The organism is Pseudomonas sp. P4795, assembly GCF_048822895.1.
In the GTDB taxonomy this organism is placed as follows: Bacteria; Pseudomonadota; Gammaproteobacteria; order Pseudomonadales; family Pseudomonadaceae; genus Aquipseudomonas.
In genome coordinates this window covers 351,416-374,408 of the sequence record NZ_JBMFBT010000006.1, presented here as the reverse complement: position 1 = coordinate 374,408, position 22,993 = coordinate 351,416, and the positions used below count along the sequence as shown (strand labels likewise).

Genomic DNA, 22,993 nt, shown 5'->3' with positions numbered 1-22,993 from the left:
CAAGGTGTGCGCGCAAGCAATGTAGTCGATCCAGCGGCAAGGGCCGGGTTATTTCACGGTAGGGGATATTGCGCGGTGAAATATTGATCCAGGCCAGTGAAACCGCTGGGGGCATTTCCGTCGGTCAGTTGGAGAACACGAACTGCCCTTTGATCTTTTTCGCACCGATGAAGCCGAGGTCCGGGAACAGCAGGGTTTTGACCCAGGCGGTGTAAAACACCAGCGCCAGAGTGATTGCGACGATAATCAGAGTCGACACCGGTTCCTCGGCGTAGCCTTTGAACATGCGCGGCATCTGACTGATCGTCAGCAACACGAACACGGTGTAGAACGCGGCGATATTTTTGTAGAAGCCCCAAGCGAACAGCAGCGGAATGCCCCCCACCATCAGCGTGACCGCCAGGGCGACTCCCAGACTGACTTCGTAAAACAGGAAAAACCCGGCAAACGCGCCAAGCAGTGCCTGAAGGCAGGTCAGCACCACCAGAATGGTGACCTTCAGCGAGTGCCGCTCTCTAAGCGCCGGATCCGGACGAGCGCCAATCCATGCGGCGAGTACCCGATCCTTGACCTTGCCACCCGACAACGCCTTGAACGTTTCGGTTTTGGAGCGTCCGGCATCGAGCATTTCGACCAGTTGCCGTTTGATTTCCTTCTTGTCCAACGTGCTCATCCTTAAAAACAGACAGAAGCGGCCAATCCCCTTCCGCCGCGAGATTGTCCCTGCTCGTCCTGCAGAAAGCAAAAAGCCGCTTTCATCCGAAGGTGAAAGCGGCCGAGGCAGATGCCTCAATCAATCAATTACGTGAACAGAGCGATCAGGATGATGATCGGGATCGGGATGCCAAGGAAAAACAGCAGTAGTGAACGCATGGAGGTACTCCTTGATCAAGAGATCTGATTAACGAACCGGAGGAATGGTGGTCGTGGTGTAGGTTTCGACTTCGACGTACTCGACTGCATCCCGGCGGCGACCGCCGAAAGTAGCGGCGAAACTGGCGAAGAACGCACCGGCCAGCAGCGCGACGAACATCCACAACGCAGTCAGGGCAGCGATTTTTGCAGCAGCATCAGCCACCTGTTGCGCTTTGACTTTGGCATCGGCAATGGCTTTCTGAGTGCGAGCGTAGACTTCATCAACCCGACGTTCGGCATCGGCCTGAGTCAGGTTGGTACGCTGAGCGACCAGTTGCGCAAGGTAAGTACGGTCTTCAGCGCTGAGCTGACCGTTGGCCAGGCTCTGAGTGAAGATACGAGCCACGGCACCGTGAGCAGCGTCATCACTTACAGCCGCCGGACGATCATCGCGGAACAGGCTGTCGATGAAGTAGCCGTACTGATTGCTGTCGGTATTGGCCGCAGCAGTACCAGCCGCTTGCGTTACGGCACTGGCCGCACCGCCGGCCACACTGGCACCGGCCTGCACGCCACCGCTGATGACGCTGCTGACCGAGCCGACCACCAGGATCGCGGTGACCAGAGTCGCTACGCACCAGGCCAGGAAGCCATGCGCGGTGTCGCGGAAATACACCTCGTCACCGTGCATGTTCGCCCACTTGACCCGCAGGCGACCGGCGATATAACCACCCAGACCGGAAGCGATGATTTGCGTCGCAGCCAGCCAGACGATTGTCGAAATACCCAGGCCCTTGGCGCTGACGCCCTCTCCGGCCCACGGTGAAACAGCCGAGAAGCCCAGACCGAAACCGAGCAGCACCAAGATCAACGACAATGCCGCAGCCGCAGCCGCGCCAGCGAAGATCGCGCCCCAGGACACACCTGAGACGTTGCTCGAATCTCCTTCAAAGGCAGGATAAAACCCATCAGAGGATCTATTCATTGTTGTTCTGCTCCAGGCATGAAAAATGGTGTTACAACTCGTCGAGAGAGGAATTGCAGCGACCGTGCCAGACACAGAATTTAAATAAATCTATATTTATCAATCAGTTATAAAGACTGAACTTCCTCAGACGTTGCAAATTGCAATAAATGATCGAAAACAGCGTGCTTTCTGCATTGGCAGCAATGAAGGTCATTTGCGTTTGTAGCTTTTATTGCCACTTGGAGTCAGGCAGTACACGCCGCCGCGCGGTCCGGTGCAGAATGATCCGGTCCCACAGGCACAACCGTCATCGCCTCGCAGGAGCTGTTGCGGCCGGGCCTGGCTGCTCTCGCCGAACATCGCAGCACAGCTCTTCTTCGAGCCGCTGATGGAGCCGTCATTGCACAGAAACAGGTCTCCGTCGCAACGATCGATACCACCCTTCTTCCCGGAACACGGCGTGTTGGCCGCCCAGCTTGACGTACTCAGCAACGCCAGCAGCAACCCTGTGATTGGCATCCAGCCACCGCGAATCAAACTGCCCACAGCACTACTCCTGATTGTAATTGTGGCCAGATGATATCAATGTTCCGATAAATTAATCGGTGCTCCCGGCGAATGGCAGCCACAACATGAAAGTTAATTTAAAGCGGGACGCTAAAATCTTGGCAAAATGCTGCCATTGCGTTTAACCAGATCAGCAGGCCCCTCATGACTCGCATCCTGACCATCGAAGACGACGCCGTGACCGCCCGGGAAATCGTTGCCGAACTGAGCAGCCACGGCCTCGACGTGGATTGGGTCGACAATGGCCGCGAAGGCCTCGACCGCGCCGTCAGCGGCAATTACGACTTGATCACCCTCGACCGCATGCTCCCCGAGCTGGACGGTCTGGCCATCGTCACCACCCTGCGCACCATGGGCGTGTCGACGCCGATTTTGATGATCAGTGCCCTCTCCGACGTCGATGAGCGCGTGCGCGGCCTGCGCGCCGGCGGCGACGATTACCTGACCAAACCGTTCGCCACCGACGAAATGGCCGCCCGCGTCGAAGTATTGCTACGGCGCCAGAGCAGCGGTGGCACCCAGCCGACGACGTTGCGCGTGGCCGACCTTGAGCTGGATCTGATCAGCCACGAAGCACGCCGCGCCGAGCAGGTACTCACGCTGTTGCCGACCGAGTACAAGCTGCTTGAATTCCTCATGCGTAACTGCGGCCAGATCCTCTCGCGCATGATGATTTTCGAGGAAGTCTGGGGCTATCACTTCGACCCCGGCACCAACCTGATCGACGTGCACATCGGCCGTCTGCGCAAGAAGATCGACCCGCCGGGCAATGTCCCGCTGATCCGCACCGTGCGAGGCTCGGGTTATGTCATTGCCGAACCCGTCTGACGGTTGGCGTTCCTCCAGCAGCCGACTGCTGGCGCTGTACAGTTCGTTGTTCGTGGCGTGGAGCGCGATCCTCATGGGGGTCATGTATTACGAGGTCTCCGGCTACCTCGACAACCTCGCCAAGCATTCACTGATGCAGCGCCAGCACCTGTTTTCGCACTTTCGCGGCGAGCAACTGGAAGACGCCTTGGCCGCAAGCATGACCTTCGACATTCGCGGAATCGACGCCTACGGCCTGTTCGATGCGCAACAACGCTACCTCGGTGGCGCGTTGCAGCAAATCCCCGATGGGTTGCCGCTGGACGGCAAGATCCACATGCTCGCCGACTGCGCCAACTCCGATGATCCGACCCTGCCCAACGACAGCTGTGATGCGGTTGCGACCCAGACTCGCGATGGTCGCTGGCTGGTACTGCTGCGCGACAACGGTTCGCTGTTCGCAGTGACGCGGATCATTCTGCATGCGTTGTTCTGGGGCGTGTCGCTGACGATTGTGCCGGGGATCGTTGGCTGGCATTTGCTGCGGCGCCGACCGCTGCGACGGATTCGGGCGATTCAGGCCAGCGCACAGTCGATTGTGGCCGGTGACTTGACCCACCGGTTGCCGCTCTCGAATCGCCGCGACGAACTGGACATGCTCGCCGCCATCGTCAACGCCATGCTCGATCGCATCGAACATTTGATGAATGAAGTCAAAGGCGTGTGCGACAACATCGCCCACGATTTGCGCACGCCGCTGACCCGATTGCGCGCGCAGTTGTATCGCATGCAACAGCAGGCGGGCGAAGGTTCGCAAGAAGGCGCGCAACTGGATCTGGTACTGGCCGAGGCCGATACGCTGATGGCGCGCTTTCGCGGGTTGCTGCGGATTTCCGAACTGGAGGATCGTCAGCGCCGTTCAGGTTTTGTCGAGCTGGATCCGGTGTTGTTGCTGGAGGAGTTGCACGACTTCTATCTGCCGCTGGCCGAAGAAGGCGAGTTGACTTTTCAACTGGCCATGCCCGAATCGTTGCCGCTGATTCATGGCGACCGGGCGCTGCTGTTTGAAGCCTTGGCCAATCTGCTGAGCAATTCGATCAAGTTCACCCCGGTTGGCGGCACGGTGATTTTGCGCGGCGTGAATGACGCCGGGCAGACGCGCATTGAAGTGCTGGATTCCGGGCCGGGCATCCCCGAGGCCGAGCGCGAGGCGGTGTTTCAACGGTTTTATCGCGCCGAGGGTGGGCAACCGCAGAGCGGCTTTGGTTTGGGACTGTCGATTGTCGCGGCGATTGTCAGCCTGCATGGCTTCAAACTTGAGGTGGGCAGCAGTGACCTGGGTGGAGCGCGGTTGGTGCTCGATTGCCGGCAGAGCTTGATCGCACAATCTTGAAAGCACCCAAAAAACCTGTGGGAGCGGGCTTGCCCGCGATGGCGGCAGTTCAGTCGAAACAGTGTTGACTGACACACCGCTATCGCGGGCAAGCCCGCTCCCACAGGTTATGCGTGAATCTCAGGATGGATAATTGGCGCGCAGCGCTTCAAGGCCACCCTGATAGATGCCGCTGAACAGAGCCACCACTTCCTCGTCGCTCACCCCCTTGGCGGTGAAACGTCCCGACCACGTCACCCGCGTGCCCTGCCCTTGGGCTTCAACGCGAATCGTCGCCAGATAATCAGTCGCCGGGAACGGTGCCTGTTCAATCGAATAGCTGTAGGTCCTGGCAGCGTTATCAAACGTCTGCAGACGCTCGATCACCACCGCGCCGTCGGCCGTTTGCAGGCTGCGCACGCGCCCGCCTTCGCTCAGTTCACTCTTGGGAATGAACGGCAGCCAGTCCGGTAGCGTGTTGAAGCCACCAATCAATTGCCAGACCTGATCGGCCGAGGCCGGGATGTCGATTGTTGCTGATGCAGTTGCCATAAAAATCTCTCTATAAAACAGGAATTCAGATTGTCATGCTGTCGACCACACCGCCATCGACCCGCAGAGCGGCGCCGGTGGTGGCCGATGACAACGGCGAAGCGATATAGGTGACCAGGTGCGCAACTTCTTCTACATTGGCCACGCGCTGAATGATCGAGGTCGGGCGGGCCCGACGTACAAACGCGTCAGCTTCTTCGCGCAAGCTGCGGCCGGATTCGGCGGCGGCGTCCTTGAGCATTTCCTCGACACCGTCGGTGAAGGTCGGCCCGGGCAGGATCGCATTGACGGTTACACCAGTGCCAGCCAGACGTTTGGCCAGACCATGCGACACCGCGAGGTTGGCGCTTTTGGTCACGCCATAGTTGATCATGTCGGCCGGCGTTGCCACACCCGATTCGGAAGACAGGAAGATCACCCGGCCCCAACCCTTTTCGACCATCGCCGGCACGTAATGCCGCGACAGGCGCACGCCGGAGATCACGTTGACTTCATAGAAGCGCGTCCACTCAGCGTCGGGCGCATCGAAGAAATCCACCGCATTGTAGATCCCGAGATTGTTTACCAGGATGTCGGCTTTCGGCTCAGCGGCGAACAGCTTTTCCGCGCCCTCGGCTGTACCCAGATCAGCAGTCAAACCACGCAACTGCGCATTCGGCACCTGCTGACGAATGCTTGCCAGCGCCTGTTCAACCTTGGCCGTGTCGCGACCGATCACCACCACCGTGGCGCCCGCCTCGGCCAGTGACTGGCTGATGCCCAAGCCAATGCCAGCGGTGCTGCCGCTGACAATCGCGAGTTTGCCGCTCAGATCGATCTTCATGCTTTCACCTCATCAATTGGGAGTGGCGCTCGTTCAGAAATCAATTTCCCTTCACGCAGCGCTTGCCAGAAACCAGCCGGAATAGTCGCCGACAACGCAGCCACATCTTCAGCAATGCGCCCCGGCTTGCTGGCGCCAGGAATCACCGCCGCCACTGCCGGGTTGGCCAGTGAAAACTGCAGCGCTGCAGCTTTCACATCCACGCCATGCGCGGCGGCGATGCGCTTGATGTGCTCGACCTTGGCGATGACTGCCGGGCTGGCCTTCTGGTATTCGAAGTGCGCGCCACCGGCCAGGATCCCTGAGCTATAAGGGCCACCGACGACGATTTCAACCTGCTGCGCCAACGCCGCATCCATCAGGCGCTGCAAGGCGCGGTCGTGATCGAGCAGCGTGTAGCGGCCGGCGAGCAGGAAGCCGTCGGGTTGCGCTTCGGTCAGATCGAGGGTCAGCTCGCACGGCTCGACCTTGTTCACGCCCAGGCCCCAGCCTTTGATCACGCCTTCTTCACGCAAGCGAGTAAGAACTTTGAACGCGCCGGTGCGCGCCTGATTGAAGTACTCCAGCCATTGATCGCCGTAGAAATCCTGCGCGATGTCGTGCACCCAGACGATGTCGAGGCGATCGGTTTTCAGGCGCTTGAGACTGTCTTCAATTGAGCGCAGGGTGGCGTCGGCGCTGTAGTCGTTGACGATTTTGTTCGGGCGGCCATGTTCGAATACGCCGCTCTTTTCGCCGAGATCACGGGCCGCAGCGTCTTCGACTTCATCGAGAATGACGCGGCCGACCTTGGTGCTAAGCACGAAGTCATCGCGCTTGTAGTGCGACAGCGCTTCGCCGAGGCGGATTTCCGAGAGGCCCGAGCCGTAGAACGGCGCGGTGTCGAAGTAGCGCACGCCAGCATCCCAAGCGGCGTGCACGGTGGCTTGCGCTTCCTCTTCAGGAATGGCCCGGAACATGTTGCCCAGTGGCGCGGTGCCAAAGCCAAGTTGGTTGGGGAGTTTGTCTTTCAAGCTCATGAAATTTTTCCTCAAGTGCAGTGGGTCGTGGTTGACCGTTGAGCAGATCGTAGATTGCGCGACCAAGACCGTCCAAGACATAATCCGCAGCACTTGAGTCCCTTTAGGTCTGACATGATCGATATCCGCCAATTGCGCTACTTCGTCGCCGTCGCCGAGGAGGAACACGTCGGTCGCGCCGCCGAGCGCCTGCATATTTCCCAATCGCCGCTGAGCCGACAGATCGCCCAGCTTGAAGAACGCCTTGGCCTTACGCTGTTCGAGCGCAGCCAGCAACGCATCCGCCTGACCCGGGATGGCCAGACTTTCCTCGCCGAAACTCGCGCGCTGCTGACCCACGCCAATCGCCTCGAATCCCTCGGCAAACGGCTGGGCCGTGGCGAGGAAGGTGGGTTGTGCATCGGCTATATCGAAAACGCCATGCACGCCGGGGTTCTGCCGAATGCCTTGCGCGTGCTGCGGGTCGATCGGCCCAGCGTGCATGTCGCGCTGTACAACCTGAGTTCCGCCGAGCAACTTGAAGGACTGCGTCAGCGTAGCCTCGATATCGCATTGGTGAGTGAACCGCCGACGGCTGACGACCCCGACCTGCTGGGATTTCAGGTGCTGGATGACCCAATGCTGCTGGCGCTGCCGGAACAGCATCCGCTGGCACAGCAGGCTTCGCTGCAACCAGCGGATCTGGCCGGTCAGGAATGGATCAGCGTGCAGCCGCGCCAGGACGCGGGCGACGAGTTTGTCAGCGCATGCATCCGGGCGGGATTCACGCCGGATGTGCGGATGCAGGCCACCGAGCCGTTTACTGCGCTCGGACTGGTGGCTTCGGGACTGGGGATTGCGATGATTCAAAAGGGCCTGAGCCACACCGCACCGCCCGGCGTGGTGCTGCGGGAAGTGCCTTGGCTGGTGTTCACCACGCCGTTATGGGCGGCCTGGCATCGGGTAAATTTGCGGCCGTTAGTAGAAACATTTCGCAGAGTGCTGACTGATACCCCGCCAAAACTGTAGGAGCTGCGGCACGCTGCGATCTTTTGACTTTGATCTTGAACTGAAAGATCAAAAGATCGCAGCGTGCCGCAGCTCCTACAGGGATTGATAGTGTCAGGCGGGTTTGATTTGGAGCTGGCCGTCGCGGGTGATATTGACAGTGATCGCGTTGTAACTGGCGATGTTGGCGTGTGGGGTTTCGATGGGATGGTGATGCGTAGCGGTGATGATCATCAGCGGCGAGCCGGCGGCTTCAGCCGCGAGGATTCCCACGGCGGCATCTTCGAAGATCAGGCAATCCTGCGGTTCCAGCCCCAGTCGTTTGGCTGCCAACCGGTAACCCGCCGGATCAGGCTTTCCGGCCGTCACGTCCTCAGCCGTAATCATCACCGCAGGCTCGGGAATCCCGGCGGCGGCCATTCGCCGCAATGCCAGATCACGTGGCGCGGACGTCACCATCGCCCAACGCTGCGCTGGCAACGATTGGAGAAATGCCGCAGCACCGGGGATCTCAACGATACCTCTCACATCTTCAATTTCTGCTTGTGTGATCCAGGCCGCTTGCGCCTCTGCATCCACACCCGGCAGGTTCAACCGACGAATCGTATCAATCGCCCGCACACCGTGAATGGTCGGCAAAAACGCTTCCACATCCACTCCATGACGCACGGCCCACGCTGACCAGATGCGCTCGGCGGCCGCAATGGAGTTGAGGACGGTACCGTCCATGTCGAACAGGAACGCGCCAAACGCGCGGTTGAAAACAGCATCGTGAGCGGACAATGGATTGCATCCTCGCAAGGGGCCGGAAAAATCTGCCCGGCAATGTAGCACTTGCGCTGGCCCTCAATGCAGTGGGTGCGACTCCTTGGAGTTGAACGCATCCTGCACGCAATCGAGCAATTGGCCGATCGCCCAAGGCTTTTTGATAAACGCCACCGGACGCTTGACCCCGGACGTCTCTGGCGTTTCATAACCGGACATGACCATCACCGGTTTGTCCGGCCAGCGCTCGCCCACCAGGTTCGCCAGATCCGCGCCGTTAAGCTTGCCGGGCATGGTGATATCGGTGAGCAACAGCGCAACTTCCGGCGCGTGGGTTTCCAGATAAATCGAGGCCGCGTCAGCACTTGAATATGGCTCGACGGTGAAACCCTCCTCCTGAAGAATTTCGCATAGAAACTCCAGAATCAACGGATCATCCTCGACCACCAGAATCAACCCGCCAGGAAGGTGCGCGCTCGGCGTCGGAATTGGACTCATGAACTGACTCTCCCTGAATTGCATGAACATTTTGTAGCGGCTTGTTCCGCTGCTTATCTGGTATGAGCGGCGGCCTTTGCAGAAATTCATTTTTGATACAGCTCTTTTTGATAACACCCGACCGTAAGCCCTTCGTGCGGCTGCATTTGTGGTTAAAATGCCCGCCCTTTTGCTTTGCCGATCCCGATTGATGACCCCTGAAGCTCTCGCCACCCTGCACGCCCATCTGCTCACCGCGCTGACCTCCCCGCCGGCTGAAACCCGGCGTCTGTTCCACGGCCGCGGGCGTTGCTGGGCGGGCCTGGAGCAGCTGACGGTCGACTGGCTGCAAGGCGTGGTGCTGGTGGCGTTGTTCAAGGAACCAGAGCCTGCGCAACTTGCTGACCTGAAAGCCTTGCTGATGAACATCACTGGATCGACGCAATGGCAGCAGTCCGGCGCCCACACTCTGCTGATCCAGCATCGCTATCTGCCGCAAAGCACCGCCGAATGGCTGCTGGGTGCGGAAATCGACGAACTGACCATCGTCGAGGGCGGGCTGCAATATCTCGTGGATCTGGGTCGCAAGCAGAACGCCGGACTGTTTCTCGACATGCGCTATGGCCGCGACTGGGTGCGTGAGCAGGCGGCGGGCCAACGCGTGCTGAACCTGTTCGCCTATACCTGCGGGTTTTCCGTAACGGCGATTGAAGGTGGCGCCAGCCATGTGGTCAACCTCGACATGTCGCGCGCCGCGCTCAGCCGCGGACGCGACAATCACCGCTTGAACGGGCATGACCTGAGCAAAGTGACATTCCTCGGCCACGACCTGTTCAAGTCCTGGGGCAAGGTAATCAATAGCGGCCCGTACGATCTGGTGATCATCGATCCGCCATCGTTCCAGAAAGGCAGTTTTCTGCTGACCAAGGATTACCGGCGTGTGCTGCGCCGTCTGCCGGAACTGCTCACCGAGCATGGCACGGTGCTGGCGTGCATGAACGATCCAGCGTTGGGCTCGGACTTCTTGATCGAAGGCGTGACGCAGGAGGCGCCGAGTTTGCGTTTTGAAAAACGTCTGGAGAACCCGCCGGAATTCCCGGATATCGACCCTGAAAGCGGCCTCAAAGCGCTGATCTTCAAACGCGCCGACTGATCAGATATCCCCACAGCGTCAGCGGAATAACCGGGTTCCGAGTTCGCGCGCCGTTTGCAGATGCTCTGCAGAATCGCGCGACTCGGATTCCAGCAACAACGTCGAACTGCCCACCGTCGCCCCGCAATAATCGAAGATACCGTGATCGATCTGCGCCTTCATTGCCGCGCCATAGCCGTGGCGTTGGTAAGTCCCGGCATCCGCCCCGCCGATGCCAACCAGATGCACCCGCAGGCGTCCGAGTTTCTTTTCCAGCTTGGCATCGCTGGCAAAATCAAACGCCCAGCCATTACTGAACACCCGATCGATCCAGCCCTTGAGCAGCGCCGGCATCGCCCACCAGTAAACCGGATAAACCAGCACCAGCGCATCGGCGCGGTCGACTCTTGCCTGCTCGGCCAGTACGTCCGACGGTGGCAGGGATTCTCGGTGATGCACCGCCAGATCCGCCGCTGTGAAGCGCGGATCAAAACCTTCACTGTGCAAATCAGCAATTTCGAAGGTGTGATGCGTAGCGCTAACGCCCTGGGCAATCTGCCCGGCCAACGCGTGGGTCAGCGAACGCGGATCGTGATGGGCGACGACAATCAATGCGTGCATGGGAAAATCTCCAGTTATATACTCTTGGTAAGTTACGAACAGCAAGTTACGTTTGGTATATAAGCAATGTCAACCACTGAAATTCCCGAAGCTGCTCAACCCCGTCGACGCATGTCCCGCGAGGATCGCCAGCGCCAGTTGCTCGACATGGCCTGGCAAGTGATCCGTGAACAAGGCACCGACGCCCTGACCCTCGGCTATCTGGCGGAAAAGGCCGGCGTGACCAAACCGGTGGTCTACGACCACTTCAGCACCCGCGCCGGATTGCTCGCCGCGCTGTATCAGGATTTCGACCAGCGCCAGACCACGCTGATGGACGCCGCGCTAGCCGATTGCGGCGCGACATTGACGGACACGGCGACGGTGATCGCCACGGCGTATGTCGATTGCGTGTTGACCCAGGGCAACGAGATTCCGGGCGTGATCGCCGCACTGGCGAGCACCCCGGAGCTGGAGAAGATCAAGCGTGAATACGAGGCGATTTTCCTCGAAAAATGCCGCAGCGTGCTCTCGCCATTCGCTGCTGGCGGCGCGATTGCTCAGGCCGGATTGCGCGCCATGCTCGGTGCCGCTGAAGCGTTGTCCAACGCAGCGGCCACCGGCGAAATCAGCGCCGCAGAAGCGCGCGATGAACTGTTTGCGAGCATCGTGGCGCTAGTCGAAAGAGCCAGTCGTAATCAGTGAACGGTCAGACGCTGGCGCACGAAATCTTCGGTGCGCCGCGTCACCTGATCCAGATGCCGATCACGCTGTTTCTCGGCATTGAGCATCGCCCGCTTGCCGTGTTTTTGCAGCAGATAGGTGTGAATCTGCTGCACTTCCAGCGAACGATAAATCGGCGTGGTGTCGATGAAACCGCTCAAGCCGTTAGTGCGATAAGAACGGGTGTTCATCAGCACTTGTGTGGCGCGCTGGCCGAGCACTTCAAAGCCCAACGCTTCGAAATACGGGACTTTGCCCACGGTGCAGGTCAGCTCGGCATGCGGATAGCGCCCGACCATTTCAGCCATCATCGAGCGCGCCACGCCTTGATGCCGATGGCCCTCGCGGACCGCCAGATAGGCCACGTTGCAGGCTTCCCAATCGCCCTGCACCGGCAGGTACAACAGGAAACCAACAACCTGTTCCGGGTCGTCATCGTCGGTGGCCACCAGCAATTCCACGTCCATGCCCTTCTCGCCGTTCAACGCCTCCAGATACAAATGCACCTCGTAGCCGACCGCGTACTGATAAACGTTGTACAGCAGGTTGCTCGGGCCGAGGCCGACCGCGCTGATGTCGGTCAGGTAATCGACGACCATCTGCAAGATCTGGCTGTTGACGCCTTCGGGGCATGGAGATTTGTAGTGGGTGATGCGGGGCATGGCGAACGGACTCCGGCGGAAAACCCGGCCATCATACCGCGCCTGTGCGTTCCAGACCGAGCGGCCTCACTGCTGCGGTGCGACAACCTTGAACTTGATCGCAATGTCCTTGGACACCACGCTGTCCGCCCACTCCCCCGTACCGAGGCCGAACTCGTCGCGCTTGAGCACCAGTTCGCCATCGAAGATGCCAATGGCGTTGCCCGGTTTCAGTTCCACCGGCACCTGCACTTCGCGGGTGACGCCTTTTAGTGTGAGTTGGCCGACGATCAGATATCGGTTGTCGCTGACCTGGCTGAATCGAGTTGATTCGAAGACTGCCACCGGGAATTTCGCCGTATCGAACCACGCCGGTTTCACCAGCTCTGTGTTGGCGTCGTCGCTGCCGGCATCGATGCTGGTCAGGTCGATGTGCAGGGTGGTGCGGGCGTTAGCGAGATTGGCGGTATCGAATTCGAGGGTCGCGTCGAACTTGCCAAAAGTGCCGTACATCCGCGAGCCCATCTGGTTGTAGGTGAAACTGATCTGGCTGGCGGTGGCATTGACGCGGGTGTACTCGCCCGCCTGCGCCGCTGGCATGACGATCAGGCAACATGCGGCGGCCAGCAACAATCGGATCGACATGGGATTTCTCCGGCGTGCAATTGGCGCCTCGGTTGACTTAAGCAAACATCCGCCGGTATCGCCAGTCCGAAATCAGGCCCGCGTGAAGGTCGTCAAACCAGGCGCTGGATCTTCTGATGCTGCCAAACCACTTTGTAATACAGCGTCTGCAACACCAGCATGCCCAGATACGCCACCGGAAACGCCATCCACACACCCTGCAATCCAAAGTGCCCATCCAGCCAGTATGCGGCCGGCAATTGCACGCCAACCACGCAGACAATCGCAATCGCCATCGGCACCAACACCGTGCCACTGGCGCGCATGATCCCGCCGATGATCGCCTGGAAGCCGAACACCAACAGACTCCAGAGCATGATGTGCAGCAGATGCTCAGCCATCACCCGCGTCGAATCCTCAGTGAGGAACAAGCCCAGCAGCCAGTGCGACAGCAGGTAACCGAGCACGATCAGACCACCCGTCAGGCATACGTTGATCCACAACCCGGTGCGCAGAATCGGCCCCATGCGCTCCAGCCGTCCGGCGCCAATCGCCTGAGCGGCGAGGATCGACGCGGTGATCGAAATCGACAGCGCCGGAAACTGCACGTAATTGACGATCTGCGTCACCGCGCCATACGCGGCGGTCGCTTGCGAACCGTGCTGGTTGACCAGCGCAAGAATCACCAGCTCCGACAGTGACAGCACGATCATCTGCACCCCGGTCGGCAGACCAATGCGCAATACCTTGCCGAGAATTGCCCCGTCCAGACGCAGTGATCTGAAAAATTCTCGATCCGGCGCCAGCGGATGGCTCGTACGAATCAAACGCCACGACAGCCACGCCATCGCCGCGAGGTTCCCCGCCAAACCGGCATATGCCGCACTCTGAATGCCCATCTGTGGCAAACCGAACCAGCCACGGATCAGCGCCGGCGTCAGCGCCAGTCCAACGCAGGTCGACACCACCAGCGCCAGCAGCGGCGTAAGCGTATCGCTGACCCCGCGCAGCAATTGCGTGAACAACACGAACACCAGCAACGACGGCAAGATCCACATCATCACGTGCGCGTAGGCCACCGCATCATCCAGCACATCCGCCGGCGTCCCCAGCCCCTGCAACGCCGAGCGCGCAAACACACTGCCCAAGACCGCCGCGACCAACCCGATCAACACCCCGAGCAATAGCGTTGCCCCCGCAATGGCCTTGACCATATGCGTCTCGCGCGCGCCCCACGCCTGCCCGATCAACACCCCGGCCCCGGCGCCGAGACCGATCACCAGCGCGATGAAGAAGAACACCACCGGAAACATCCCCGAAACCGCCGCCAACGCCTGCGTCCCGAGCATCTGACCAATGTAGATACTGTTGATCGTGCCGGACATCGATTGCAGAAAGTTCGACAGGACCATCGGGGCGAGGAACAGCAGGTAGGTTTTCCAGAGGGGGTGGTTGGCGGGGGTTGGGGTTTGCATTGAAGATCCGTCTCGGGGTGGGAGATGCCAAGGATATTACGCTAGATAGCCGGTAGCTTGTCCGAGGCGAATGACGAGGTCGAGGACGCGTCTGGACGCAAACCGCCTGAGGTCGGTTGCGTCATTGAGACCTTCTGATTTACTCGGTAAAAAATTGCTAACGGATTTGTGAGTCTGGCTCAGGTGGGCAGATAGCGGATAACGCTCTCCTCCAGCAATTTAATCAGCGCAGGCTCCATATAGTCGTACTCATCTGGAATATGCAGACAAACGATATGTTTGTTGGCCAGGTCGGAGCGAAATCGAGCAGAAAGTTTTTGGCGATGCATTGGTTCCATGACACAGATCAGGTCCGCCCACTGCAGCAGTTCGGAACTGACCGGAACGTCCGCATCAAGATTGACGCCTGCCGAAGCTGTTTCCACGCCAGCCCAATCCGCGAACCGTCGTTCGGCGGTAGGACTGCGCAGGCGGTTTTGGCTACAAATGAACAGAACCTTCAACATCGGCTAACTCCGTACCGTTTTTGTATCGCATCAGTGAACAGATCACTGATCTGATCTCATCCTTGAAAGCCCAATCATGTCTGCCAGAGGTCGAGGTGTCCAATCGGGATTCTGGCTGTCATTGCCGGCGTCGATAGTCATCATCACGCCAATGAAGTTCTCATAAAAAATTCCGGGCGTAAGATCGGCTCCATACCAACCAACAACACCCCGGAGCACACGATCATGAAACGCCAAATCATCCTCAGCATCGCTTTCTCGGTTTTTGCACTGAACGCTTTTGCCGCTACTCACTCAAGCACCACGGTCGCCGAAGGCGGCTCGGATCGGTTGATTGAAAGTCGTGTGGCTGAAGGTGGTTCGGATCGTCTGATCGAACGCCGTGTGGCTGAAGGTGGCTCGGATCGTTTGATCGAACGCCGTGTGGCTGAAGGTGGTTCGGATCGTCTGATCGAACGCCGTGTTGCTGAAGGCGGTTCGGATCGTCTGATCGAACGCCGTGTGGCTGAAGGTGGTTCGGATCGTCTGATCGAACGCCGCGTTGCTGAAGGTGGTTCGGATCGTCTGATCGAACGCCGCGTTGCCTGATTGAATACTTCGTTCCAGCGCAGCACCCAATAAAAAGCCCGGCCTGATCAGCCGGGCTTTTTTGCGTCTGGACCGTCGCTTACTGCACGGTTTTCAGCTTGACCACGTCACCGGAAATCTTGGTGGTGTAGCCGGTCAGGACCCAGGCCCAGAACCAGTTTTCCTGGACTTGGGTGTTGATCATGGCGTCGCCGCCCTTGGCTTTGATCGCAGCGTTCTGCGCGCGGACGAAGCGGCTGTTCTGCTGGATCGGGATCACGCCGAACAGCAGCAGGCCGGTAGCGGTGGCTTCGCTGTGGCCCAGCACGGTGTACTGGCTGCTGTCGTATTGTTTGGTGTTCATCGGGGTGCCGGTGCAACCTGCCAGAACCACACCGAACAGTGCGGTGGCGGCTACTTTGCTGAGGTATTTCACTGCAAAAAACTCCATGAGGAAACGCCCGGGATCCATCTCTCGGGCGGCGCACACTTTACCGGACGCGTCCGGGCGTTGGTATCGGCTTGATACGTTTGTTGAAATTGCGTTACTGGCCCTGCACCGCCGATTGCGCATACCATGCGGCCACGCCAATCAGACAGAATCGTCCTGCCCATGATCAAAGCCAGCCTGCGTAGCCACCTGACACTCTGGTTTGCCGGTCTCTCCCTGCTGACGCTGTTGAGCGTGGGTTTCTACGTCGGCCACATCGCCACCGAACAGATGAAGCAGGCCAGCGGCAATGCGCTGTTGAGCACCGCGCGCTCGGCCGCCGTGTTGCTGGGTGAGCAGTTGCGCGAGCGGCAATTGGAGGTTTACTTGCTCAGCCGCGCACCGCATCTGGAGCGCGGCAATCTGGACAATCCGGCGATTCTCACTTCAATGGAGTTGCGCACTCGGGCGCGTGCCGAATATGCGTGGATGGGCGTGGTCGATGCCGAGGGCAAGGTGCATCAGGCGGTGAACGGTTTGCTGGTTGGCCAGTCAGTGCAGCAGCGACCATGGTTTCAGGCCGGGATGCGCAGCGAATACACCGGCGACCCGCATGAAGCAGTTCTCCTGGCCAAACTACTGCCGGGCTTACCCAATGGCGAGCCGCTGCGTTTCATCGATTTCGCCGCGCCGATCCACAACGCCGAAGGTCAGGTCATCGGTGTGCTGGGTGCCCACGCGCACTGGAGCTGGGTCACGCGGATCGTCGATTCGGCGGTTTCGCACAAGGGCGCGGCAGCGGACATCGAAGCGTTGATCATCGATCACGACGGCAAAGTCCTATACCCCGAAGCACTGGTCGGTGAGCAACTGCCCGCAAGCGATCCGAAGTCGCAGGGCTGGACCGTCGGCAATGGTTTTCTGACCAGCATGGTGACGGTACCCACGCCGTCGAGTACCGCGTTGTCGTGGTCGATTGCCGTGCGTCAGCCACTGGAGGCCGCGCTGCAACCGGCGCGATTGCTGCTCTATAAATTATTGCTGCTGGGGGTCGTGGCTGCGGTGGTGTTCGGCTTGGTCGCCTATTACCTGGCGCTTTATCTAAGCCGCCCGATCGAGCAATTGGCGCGGTCGGCCAAACAGGTGCAGAACAACCAGCCGGGGGCGCATTTCCAGTTGCACCATCCAGTGCGGGAGATTGCTCAGCTCGGTCAGTCCATCGATGCCATGACTCAATCGCTGCTCGGCAAGGAGCGCGAACTGCAAGAAGCCAACGCTTCGCTGGAAGCGACTGTCGCGCAACGTACCGCCGCCCTCACCCAGGCCAACGCCGAGTTGTTGCAGCTGGCGACCCACGATGCCCTGACCGGCGTATTCAACCGCCGGCGCTTCGACGAAAAGCTTACCGAATACAGCCTGCTGTTTCGCCGCACCGGCCGACCGTTCGCACTGCTGTTGATCGATGCCGACCACTTCAAGCGGATCAACGACAGCCACGGGCACGCGGTGGGTGATGAAGTGCTGCAGCAATTGGCGCAATTGATTCAGTCGACTACCCGCACCACCGATTTCGTCGCCCGATACGGTGGCGAAGAGTTCGCTGTTCTGCTGCCGGAAATCGCCAAACCAGACAGCCCCGACACCGTCGCCGAAAAGATTCGTGCAGCGGTCGCCGGGGCGCTTTTTCCTGTGGTCGGACATCTGACGGTGAGCATTGGCGTGGGCCTGGCCGACCCTGCCGACAACAACCAGACCGCGCTGATCAAACGCGCGGACCAGCAGCTGTATCAAGCGAAAGCCGCGGGTCGCAATCAGGTCGCTTGATCAGGTATTGGTTTTCAGTTTGGTCCACAGCCGCGTGCTCAACCGGGCAATCGATGCCGGCAACTCTTCCACGGTGAACAACCTCTCCATCACGCTCTTCGGCGGATAAATCGCCGGATCTTCTTTCACCGCCGGGGTCACGAATTCATCGGCCGCCGCGTTGGGGTTGGCGTAGTGAATGCTGTTGCTGATGTTGGAGATCACCTTGGGTTCCAGCAGGTAGTTCATGTAGGTGTAGCCGTTCTTTTCATGCGGTGCGCTTTTGGGCATGACCACCATGTCAAACCACAAGGTCGTGCCTTCGTCAGGAATCGAATAGGCGATGTCGATTCCGTTCTTGGCTTCCTTGGCACTCGCCGCTGCCTGAACCACATCACCGTTGAAGCCGATCACCGCGCAGATGTTGCCGTTGGCCAGATCGCTGATGTACTTCGACGCATGGAAGTACTGCACGTACGGGCGGATTTTCAGCAGCGCCTGTTCAGCTTTTTTGTAATCGGCCGGTTCATGGCTGTGCGCTGGCAGGCCCAGATAGTTGAGGGTGATCGGCAACACCTGGGTCGGGTTGTCGATGATCGCCACACCGCACTGGCTCAATTTCTTGATGTTGTCTTCGTCGAAAAACAGCTTCCACGACTTGGTAATGTCGGTGTTGCCGAATATCGCCTTGATCTTCTCGACGTTGTAACCGATGCCCGCCGTGCCCCACATGTACGGATAGCCGTACTGGTTGCCGGGGTCGTTGACCTCAAGTTTTTTCAGCAATACCGGGTCGAGGTTTTTCCAGTTCGACAGTTGCGACTTGTCGAGTTTCTGGATCGCTCCGGCCTTGATCAGCCGCGACAAGAAGTGGTTGGACGGGCTGACCACGTCGTAACCGGTGTTGCCGGTCATCAACTTCGATTCGAGCACTTCATTGCTGTCGTGGATGTCGTAAGTGGCCTTGATCCCGGTAGCCTTGGTGAAACTGACCAGGGTGTCATCGGCGATGTAGCCGTTCCAGTTGGAGATGTTGACGGTTTCTTCCGCGAACGCGGCCGTCGAACCTGTAGCAAGCAAGACCGCCAGCGAGAGTGTGTGGATGCGCATGTTCTGTCACCTGGGTTGAGTTTTTTGTTGTTGTCCGGACTGCTGAAATTCAGATTTCGCTTCTGGCCCTGACGGCCTCCACGCGCATACGCAGCATGGCACCGATATCGAAAAACGGGCGCGGCGGCAGCCAGCCGGGTTCGGCGCGTTGCATCACCTGTTGCAGCAATGGCGAGTCGACGCCCGACGCCAGTTCCGCCAGCAACCGCCCCCACAAAGTGCCGCGCGCCACGCCCGAACCGTTGCACCCGGCGACGGCAAACACGCCCTCTTCCACCCGGTCGAAATACGCCTGACCACTGCGCGTCGCACTCAAGTGACCGGTCCAGGTGTACTGAATGTCTTGTGCACCGAGAAACGGAAAACGCCGTTGCAGACCACGCACATGGTGTTGCTGGCGTAATGCGAGGTCGCTGTTGGACAGGTCGCGCGTGCGGTATTCGGCGGTGTTGCGGATCATCACCCGGCGATCCGGCGTCAGCCGTACGGTGGCGCCAAGCGGCCGGGTCGAGAGCACGCCCCAGGGCTCTGGAGCGCCGATGGCTTGAAATTCTTGATCGCTGAGCGGGCGGGTAAGACTGGCGCTGAGTTCCATGGGAAATGTGGCGCTGTCGGCGATGCCGACCCGCGGAATGAAAGCGTTGAGGCAGACCAATACGCGTTGAGCCTCGATGCTGCCTTCGGTGCTATTGGCGCGCAGACGTCCTTGGCTCAGGCGTTCCAGACCCGTGATATCGGTGTCTTCGAACACGGTGACATTGGCTGGAAGCGCGTCAAGCAAACCTTGCACGTACTTGGCCGGTTGCAACAATGCATTGCCATTTCCGCACCAGATCGCCGCTTGATAGTGAGCAGTCCCGAGTTTGCCACTCAGTTGCTCACCCTCAAGAAATTCTGCGCTGGCGCCAAGTGCCCGCAGCGTGGCCAGTTTGGTGCCGACCTGATTGAGTTTGGCCGGATCATTCACCGCGAAGAAGTAACCGCTGTCACGGAAATCGCAGTCGATGGCATGCCGGGCGATACGCTGGCGCACTTCTTCGCTCGCCGCACGGGAAATGCCGGTGTCGATTTCAAATCCGGCGTACCCGGCCACGTCGATCAGCTCGCTTTCGGCCGGATGTTCGTGGGCCACGACGAAACCCGAGTTGCGCGCGGAAGCGCCCTGCGCCGCGCGCTGCCGATCGACCACCACGATGCGCGCCTGAGGGTGCATTTCAGCCAGGTTATGCGCGGCACTGAGCCCAGTGATGCCGGCGCCAATCACCAGCCAGTCAGCCTTCTGCGCGCCACTCAGGCGACCGCGTGCCGGAGACTTTTCGGTCTGAGCGATCCAGCCACATACGTTTTCCATGCAACACCTCATTCGACTGTCGTTCGGCGGCTTGCCTTCTGTCCCTCGCCATGCGTGAATCGCATGCGCAGGTGGTGAACATCGCCGCCAGAGCTAGAATCTATTAGGTCTTTGCAGCGCCAACCAACGTTATAAAATTATCGAGCCATTCCGAAAGCGCATGGATAAAATTCGTCACGTCCCGTCCCTGCAAGCCATGCAAGCGCTGGTGGAAGTCGCCGACTCCGGCAGCTTCACCCAGGCCGCGCAGAAGCTGTGTCTGACCCAAAGCGCCGTCAGCCGGCAGATTCAGCAACTGGAAAGTCATTTCAATGTCGCGCTGTTCCTGCGTACCAGCCGCAGCCTGCGCCTGACCCCGGAAGGCGAACAGGTACTGGCCAGCGCGCGCAACATCCTCGCTGAACTGAAAACCCTGGAAGAGCGCCTCGCCCCGCAGAAGCGCCCGTTCCGCATTCGCATGCATGTGTCGTTGGCGGTACGTTGGCTGTTGCCAAAACTCAGCGACTTTTATCTGCGTCATCCCGAGGTATCGCTGGCAATTGAAACCGTCGCCACTGAAGTCGTTGAGCCGGCCAGCGACAGCGATGCGTACATCCTTTATTTGCCGACGCCGTCCAACGCTGCCGATTGCCTGACGTTGTTTCAGGAAACGCTGGTGCCGGTGTGCGCGCCAACCCTGGCCGGGGCGCCGCGCTCGGTGGAAGATCTGCTGCGTTTCCCATTGCTGCACCGCTCGGCGGATCGGCAAGCGTGGATTGAATGGCTGGCAGCCAACGACGGCAAAGCGCTGGAGGATTACCGGCACATCCCGTTCAACCTCGATGAGTTGGCACTGGATGCAGCGGCACGCGGATTGGGCGTGGCCGTGACGGACATGACGCTCGCGGCGGAATCCCTTGAACGCGGCGTGTTGGTGGTGCCGTTTGGCCAGCCGCTGAAAACCGGGGGGATTTATTCGCTGTGTTTGCAGCCTGCGGCTTCGTCGCATCCGGCATGTGGGGTAGTGCTGGAATGGTTTGCCGGCAAGGCGGAAAACGACTGTAAATAAGCCAGCAAATTATCAATCTTCTCCTGATCACTCAGCCCCCAGAAAATCATCCGCGTGCCCGGCACCACGCCTTTCGGATCTTGCAGATACGCCGTCAAGGTCGCGGTATCCCAAGTCACGCCGGAGTTTTTCATCGCGTCGGAATAGACATAGTTCGCCGATGTCCCGGCAGCTCGGCCGAAGATGTCATTGAGCACCGGGCCGAATCCCGGGCGGGCGGATTCGCCGACCTGATGGCAGCCGCCGCACAGGCGCGGAAAGATTTTGCTGCCGGCCTCCGCGTCGCCAACCGCTAGGGCTGGGGTGCTGAGCAGGCAGGCGTTGAAGAAAATCAAGAAGGCAAAGCTTTTCATCAGGGTTCCGGATCAGTAAATCGGCGGTGCAAGGGTAACAACTTTGTCAGGGCGACCTACAGATACGCACCGACAATCTGCCGGACTTTGCTCAACGCCTCGCGCAACACATCCATATCCACCGACCCCAACGCAAGGCGAATTGCATGTGGGACATGGGCCGATACGGTGAATGGCTCCGCGCTGGTCACCGAAACCTGCGCCTGCATCAACTCGACCACGACCTGATCCGCCCGCACATCTTCCGGCAACGGCAGCCAGACGAAATACGAGGACGGATGGCCAATGGTCGGCAAGCCTTTGAGGATTTCGGCGGCCAGCGCCTGCCGTGCCCGAGCATCGCTGCGTTTCTGCGCTTCCAGCGCGATGACAGTGCCATCGTCGAGCCAGCCGCAGGCGATAGCGGTCATCACGCCCGGCGTATTCCAAGTGGTTGCGCGGATAATCCGCTCCAGCGCTGGCACCATCGGCACTGGCGCGGCGATAAAACCTACACGTAAACCGGTGGCAATATTTTTCGACAGACCCGATACGTAAACCGTCCGCTCCGGCGCGAGGTCGGCCAACGGCGGCGGTGGGTTATCGACCAGAAACGCGTAGGCCGCGTCTTCGATTATGGTCAGATCATGCCGACGGGCAACGGACACCAGCTCTTCACGCTGCGCCCGCGACATCACCCAACCCAGCGGATTGTGCAGGGTCGGCATGCTGTAAACCGCACGCACCGGTCGGCTACGGCAGAGTTTTTCCAGGGCGGCCAAATCCGGGCCATCAGCGCTGACAGGAATCGCCACCAGCTCCAGATGCAGCGCTTCGGCCAGCACCTTGAACCCCGAATAGGTCAGGGCGTCAGCGGCGATCACGTCACCGGGTTTGAGCAACGCCATCAGCGTTACCGCCAAACCCTGCTGGGCGCCGTTGACGATCAACACCTGCTCGGCCTCGACACTCAATCCGCGCGTTTGCAAATGCCGGGCGACCGAGGCTCGTTCGTGCTGGCGTCCGGCATGAGGCTGATAGCGCAGCAGTGCTTCGAGGTCGCCGGACAACGCCAACTGACGCAACGCAGTGCGCAGCAGATCAGCCTGCCCCGGCAATGACGGGTAGTTGAAATTCAGGTCGATCATCCCGACCGCCACGTCTTTCTGATCAATGCCCTGCCCCGTCGACAACGATGTCTCGCGCACAAACGTGCCACGCCCGGTTTCGCCGCTGACCAGGCCCATGGCCTCCAGCTCGGCGTAAACCCGCGAAGCAGTCACCAGCGCCAGACCTTCGCTGGCTGCCAGTTGCCGATGGGTTGGCAGGCGCGTGCCTGGTGCCAGTTGCCCGGAACGAATGTCCGCGGCGTAAGTGTCGACCAGGGTCTTGTAACGGGAGCGCGGCATGTCGAGGTGTATCCATGACAATTCTTTGATTGTCCTGATTCTCAGCCATAG

24 protein-coding genes and 2 pseudogenes are annotated in these 22,993 nt (G+C 59.6%); 8 read left to right on the top strand and 18 right to left on the bottom strand.

Annotated elements, in window-relative coordinates:
* Nucleotides 1-124 precede the first annotated feature (124 nt).
* The 3 genes from ACOI8A_RS19755 to ACOI8A_RS19745 all read right to left on the bottom strand — a co-directional run bounded on the left by ACOI8A_RS19755 (nt 125) and on the right by ACOI8A_RS19745 (nt 2,341).
* A complete protein-coding gene (locus tag ACOI8A_RS19755) occupies nt 125-673 on the bottom strand; it encodes a hypothetical protein (RefSeq protein ID WP_420657803.1) in 549 nt (182 codons plus the stop codon).
* A gap of 228 nt (nt 674-901) precedes the next feature.
* A complete protein-coding gene (locus ACOI8A_RS19750) occupies nt 902-1,840 on the bottom strand; it encodes a hypothetical protein (protein WP_420648912.1) in 939 nt (312 codons plus the stop codon).
* Between the two features lie 192 nt (nt 1,841-2,032).
* Nucleotides 2,033-2,341, bottom strand: coding sequence for a hypothetical protein (locus ACOI8A_RS19745; protein WP_420649021.1), 309 nt, complete (start codon nt 2,339-2,341; stop codon nt 2,033-2,035).
* Nucleotides 2,342-2,533: 192 nt separating this feature from the next.
* On the opposite strand from ACOI8A_RS19745, the gene ACOI8A_RS19740 reads away from it, so the two are divergent.
* Together ACOI8A_RS19740 and ACOI8A_RS19735 are read left to right on the top strand one after the other, a co-directional pair.
* A complete protein-coding gene (locus ACOI8A_RS19740) occupies nt 2,534-3,217 on the top strand; it encodes a response regulator transcription factor (protein WP_420648913.1) in 684 nt (227 codons plus the stop codon).
* On the top strand, nt 3,195-4,589 hold the full coding sequence (locus ACOI8A_RS19735; RefSeq protein WP_420648914.1) for a sensor histidine kinase: 1,395 nt from the start codon (nt 3,195-3,197) through the stop codon (nt 4,587-4,589). The genes ACOI8A_RS19740 and ACOI8A_RS19735 overlap by 23 nt, the downstream gene beginning before the upstream one ends.
* Before the next feature lie 120 nt (nt 4,590-4,709).
* Here the strand turns inward: ACOI8A_RS19735 and ACOI8A_RS19730 are convergent, their stop codons facing one another.
* From ACOI8A_RS19730 to ACOI8A_RS19720, 3 genes are read right to left on the bottom strand one after another with little or no spacing between them, the layout of a single operon-like run.
* Complete coding sequence (locus tag ACOI8A_RS19730) at nt 4,710-5,120, bottom strand: SRPBCC family protein (protein ID WP_420648915.1); 411 nt, start codon at nt 5,118-5,120, stop codon at nt 4,710-4,712.
* Nucleotides 5,121-5,145: 25 nt separating this feature from the next.
* The gene (locus ACOI8A_RS19725) at nt 5,146-5,943 is read right to left on the bottom strand and encodes an SDR family NAD(P)-dependent oxidoreductase (RefSeq protein ID WP_420648916.1); all 798 of its coding nucleotides are present in this window, start codon (nt 5,941-5,943) and stop codon (nt 5,146-5,148) included.
* The gene (locus ACOI8A_RS19720; protein WP_420648917.1) at nt 5,940-6,962 is read right to left on the bottom strand and encodes an aldo/keto reductase; all 1,023 of its coding nucleotides are present in this window, start codon (nt 6,960-6,962) and stop codon (nt 5,940-5,942) included. The genes ACOI8A_RS19725 and ACOI8A_RS19720 overlap by 4 nt, the downstream gene beginning before the upstream one ends.
* Nucleotides 6,963-7,076: 114 nt before the next feature.
* Between ACOI8A_RS19720 and ACOI8A_RS19715 the strand changes: the two genes are divergently transcribed.
* Nucleotides 7,077-7,970, top strand: a complete 894-nt coding sequence (locus ACOI8A_RS19715) for a LysR substrate-binding domain-containing protein (protein ID WP_420648918.1) — start codon at nt 7,077-7,079, stop codon at nt 7,968-7,970.
* A 93-nt stretch (nt 7,971-8,063) separates the two neighbouring features.
* Here the strand turns inward: ACOI8A_RS19715 and ACOI8A_RS19710 are convergent, their stop codons facing one another.
* Both ACOI8A_RS19710 and ACOI8A_RS19705 read right to left on the bottom strand, forming a co-directional pair.
* Nucleotides 8,064-8,732: an HAD family hydrolase gene (locus ACOI8A_RS19710; RefSeq protein ID WP_420648919.1), complete on the bottom strand. Its 669-nt coding sequence runs from the start codon at nt 8,730-8,732 to the stop codon at nt 8,064-8,066.
* 63 nt (nt 8,733-8,795) lie between these two features.
* Nucleotides 8,796-9,212 (bottom strand): response regulator, encoded by a 417-nt coding sequence (locus ACOI8A_RS19705; RefSeq protein WP_420648920.1) that lies wholly within the window; start codon nt 9,210-9,212, stop codon nt 8,796-8,798.
* Nucleotides 9,213-9,402: 190 nt separating this feature from the next.
* Here ACOI8A_RS19705 and ACOI8A_RS19700 point away from each other — a divergent pair, with 190 nt between their 5' ends.
* A complete protein-coding gene (locus ACOI8A_RS19700; protein ID WP_420648921.1) occupies nt 9,403-10,344 on the top strand; it encodes a class I SAM-dependent methyltransferase in 942 nt (313 codons plus the stop codon).
* Between the two features lie 18 nt (nt 10,345-10,362).
* Here ACOI8A_RS19700 and ACOI8A_RS19695 read toward each other — a convergent pair whose 3' ends face one another.
* The gene (locus ACOI8A_RS19695) at nt 10,363-10,944 is read right to left on the bottom strand and encodes an NAD(P)H-dependent oxidoreductase (RefSeq protein ID WP_420648922.1); all 582 of its coding nucleotides are present in this window, start codon (nt 10,942-10,944) and stop codon (nt 10,363-10,365) included.
* 66 nt (nt 10,945-11,010) lie between these two features.
* Between ACOI8A_RS19695 and ACOI8A_RS19690 the strand changes: the two genes are divergently transcribed.
* Nucleotides 11,011-11,628 carry a TetR/AcrR family transcriptional regulator gene (locus ACOI8A_RS19690; protein WP_420648923.1) on the top strand — a complete coding sequence of 206 codons (618 nt, stop codon included), beginning with the start codon at nt 11,011-11,013 and terminating at the stop codon, nt 11,626-11,628.
* Here the strand turns inward: ACOI8A_RS19690 and ACOI8A_RS19685 are convergent.
* The 4 genes from ACOI8A_RS19685 to ACOI8A_RS19670 form a co-directional block, all read right to left on the bottom strand.
* On the bottom strand, nt 11,622-12,308 hold the full coding sequence (locus tag ACOI8A_RS19685) for a GNAT family N-acetyltransferase (protein WP_420648924.1): 687 nt from the start codon (nt 12,306-12,308) through the stop codon (nt 11,622-11,624). The genes ACOI8A_RS19690 and ACOI8A_RS19685 overlap by 7 nt on opposite strands.
* A 66-nt stretch (nt 12,309-12,374) precedes the next feature.
* A complete protein-coding gene (locus tag ACOI8A_RS19680) occupies nt 12,375-12,932 on the bottom strand; it encodes a YceI family protein (protein WP_420648925.1) in 558 nt (185 codons plus the stop codon).
* A 92-nt stretch (nt 12,933-13,024) separates the two neighbouring features.
* Nucleotides 13,025-14,386 carry an MATE family efflux transporter gene (locus ACOI8A_RS19675; protein WP_420648926.1) on the bottom strand — a complete coding sequence of 454 codons (1,362 nt, stop codon included), beginning with the start codon at nt 14,384-14,386 and terminating at the stop codon, nt 13,025-13,027.
* Nucleotides 14,387-14,565: 179 nt separating this feature from the next.
* Complete coding sequence (locus ACOI8A_RS19670) at nt 14,566-14,892, bottom strand: low molecular weight protein tyrosine phosphatase family protein (RefSeq protein ID WP_420648927.1); 327 nt, start codon at nt 14,890-14,892, stop codon at nt 14,566-14,568.
* Nucleotides 14,893-15,117: 225 nt separating this feature from the next.
* Here ACOI8A_RS19670 and ACOI8A_RS19665 point away from each other — a divergent pair.
* Nucleotides 15,118-15,477, top strand: a pseudogene (locus tag ACOI8A_RS19665) (phage infection protein); the annotation flags it as partial.
* Between the two features lie 82 nt (nt 15,478-15,559).
* Here the strand turns inward: ACOI8A_RS19665 and ACOI8A_RS19660 are convergent.
* Complete coding sequence (locus tag ACOI8A_RS19660; protein WP_420648928.1) at nt 15,560-15,895, bottom strand: hypothetical protein; 336 nt, start codon at nt 15,893-15,895, stop codon at nt 15,560-15,562.
* 177 nt (nt 15,896-16,072) lie between these two features.
* On the opposite strand from ACOI8A_RS19660, the gene ACOI8A_RS19655 reads away from it, so the two are divergent.
* Nucleotides 16,073-17,713, top strand: coding sequence for a sensor domain-containing diguanylate cyclase (locus ACOI8A_RS19655; RefSeq protein WP_420648929.1), 1,641 nt, complete (start codon nt 16,073-16,075; stop codon nt 17,711-17,713).
* Here the strand turns inward: ACOI8A_RS19655 and ACOI8A_RS19650 are convergent, their stop codons facing one another.
* The gene (locus tag ACOI8A_RS19650) at nt 17,714-18,802 is read right to left on the bottom strand and encodes a polyamine ABC transporter substrate-binding protein (RefSeq protein WP_420648930.1); all 1,089 of its coding nucleotides are present in this window, start codon (nt 18,800-18,802) and stop codon (nt 17,714-17,716) included. It lies immediately after the preceding gene.
* Between the two features lie 49 nt (nt 18,803-18,851).
* Complete coding sequence (locus ACOI8A_RS19645; RefSeq protein ID WP_420648931.1) at nt 18,852-20,153, bottom strand: NAD(P)/FAD-dependent oxidoreductase; 1,302 nt, start codon at nt 20,151-20,153, stop codon at nt 18,852-18,854.
* 160 nt (nt 20,154-20,313) lie between these two features.
* On the opposite strand from ACOI8A_RS19645, the gene ACOI8A_RS19640 reads away from it, so the two are divergent.
* Entirely contained in the window at nt 20,314-21,201 is an 888-nt protein-coding gene (locus ACOI8A_RS19640) for a LysR substrate-binding domain-containing protein (protein ID WP_420648932.1), read from the top strand.
* Here the strand turns inward: ACOI8A_RS19640 and ACOI8A_RS19635 are convergent.
* Both ACOI8A_RS19635 and ACOI8A_RS19630 read right to left on the bottom strand, forming a co-directional pair.
* Nucleotides 21,183-21,554: pseudogene (locus ACOI8A_RS19635) on the bottom strand (c-type cytochrome); the annotation flags it as partial. The gene ACOI8A_RS19640 and the pseudogene ACOI8A_RS19635 overlap by 19 nt on opposite strands.
* 56 nt (nt 21,555-21,610) lie before the next feature.
* The gene (locus ACOI8A_RS19630; RefSeq protein WP_420648933.1) at nt 21,611-22,942 is read right to left on the bottom strand and encodes a PLP-dependent aminotransferase family protein; all 1,332 of its coding nucleotides are present in this window, start codon (nt 22,940-22,942) and stop codon (nt 21,611-21,613) included.
* Nucleotides 22,943-22,993: the final 51 nt, after the last annotated feature.

Coding starts and splice junctions, on each gene's coding strand:
- ACOI8A_RS19640 (WP_420648932.1), top strand. CDS start 20,314: ATGGATAAAATTCGTCACGTCCCGTCCCTGCAAGCCATGCAAGCGCTG.
- ACOI8A_RS19745 (WP_420649021.1), bottom strand. CDS start 2,341: ATGCCAATCACAGGGTTGCTGCTGGCGTTGCTGAGTACGTCAAGCTGG.
- ACOI8A_RS19705 (WP_420648920.1), bottom strand. CDS start 9,212: ATGAGTCCAATTCCGACGCCGAGCGCGCACCTTCCTGGCGGGTTGATT.
- ACOI8A_RS19645 (WP_420648931.1), bottom strand. CDS start 20,153: ATGGAAAACGTATGTGGCTGGATCGCTCAGACCGAAAAGTCTCCGGCA.
- ACOI8A_RS19715 (WP_420648918.1), top strand. CDS start 7,077: ATGATCGATATCCGCCAATTGCGCTACTTCGTCGCCGTCGCCGAGGAG.
- ACOI8A_RS19695 (WP_420648922.1), bottom strand. CDS start 10,944: ATGCACGCATTGATTGTCGTCGCCCATCACGATCCGCGTTCGCTGACC.
- ACOI8A_RS19740 (WP_420648913.1), top strand. CDS start 2,534: ATGACTCGCATCCTGACCATCGAAGACGACGCCGTGACCGCCCGGGAA.
- ACOI8A_RS19670 (WP_420648927.1), bottom strand. CDS start 14,892: ATGTTGAAGGTTCTGTTCATTTGTAGCCAAAACCGCCTGCGCAGTCCT.
- ACOI8A_RS19700 (WP_420648921.1), top strand. CDS start 9,403: ATGACCCCTGAAGCTCTCGCCACCCTGCACGCCCATCTGCTCACCGCG.
- ACOI8A_RS19725 (WP_420648916.1), bottom strand. CDS start 5,943: ATGAAGATCGATCTGAGCGGCAAACTCGCGATTGTCAGCGGCAGCACC.
- ACOI8A_RS19720 (WP_420648917.1), bottom strand. CDS start 6,962: ATGAGCTTGAAAGACAAACTCCCCAACCAACTTGGCTTTGGCACCGCG.
- ACOI8A_RS19655 (WP_420648929.1), top strand. CDS start 16,073: ATGATCAAAGCCAGCCTGCGTAGCCACCTGACACTCTGGTTTGCCGGT.
- ACOI8A_RS19675 (WP_420648926.1), bottom strand. CDS start 14,386: ATGCAAACCCCAACCCCCGCCAACCACCCCCTCTGGAAAACCTACCTG.
- ACOI8A_RS19650 (WP_420648930.1), bottom strand. CDS start 18,802: ATGCGCATCCACACACTCTCGCTGGCGGTCTTGCTTGCTACAGGTTCG.
- ACOI8A_RS19630 (WP_420648933.1), bottom strand. CDS start 22,942: ATGCCGCGCTCCCGTTACAAGACCCTGGTCGACACTTACGCCGCGGAC.
- ACOI8A_RS19735 (WP_420648914.1), top strand. CDS start 3,195: ATGTCATTGCCGAACCCGTCTGACGGTTGGCGTTCCTCCAGCAGCCGA.
- ACOI8A_RS19750 (WP_420648912.1), bottom strand. CDS start 1,840: ATGAATAGATCCTCTGATGGGTTTTATCCTGCCTTTGAAGGAGATTCG.
- ACOI8A_RS19755 (WP_420657803.1), bottom strand. CDS start 673: ATGAGCACGTTGGACAAGAAGGAAATCAAACGGCAACTGGTCGAAATG.
- ACOI8A_RS19680 (WP_420648925.1), bottom strand. CDS start 12,932: ATGTCGATCCGATTGTTGCTGGCCGCCGCATGTTGCCTGATCGTCATG.
- ACOI8A_RS19730 (WP_420648915.1), bottom strand. CDS start 5,120: ATGGCAACTGCATCAGCAACAATCGACATCCCGGCCTCGGCCGATCAG.
- ACOI8A_RS19690 (WP_420648923.1), top strand. CDS start 11,011: ATGTCAACCACTGAAATTCCCGAAGCTGCTCAACCCCGTCGACGCATG.
- ACOI8A_RS19685 (WP_420648924.1), bottom strand. CDS start 12,308: ATGCCCCGCATCACCCACTACAAATCTCCATGCCCCGAAGGCGTCAAC.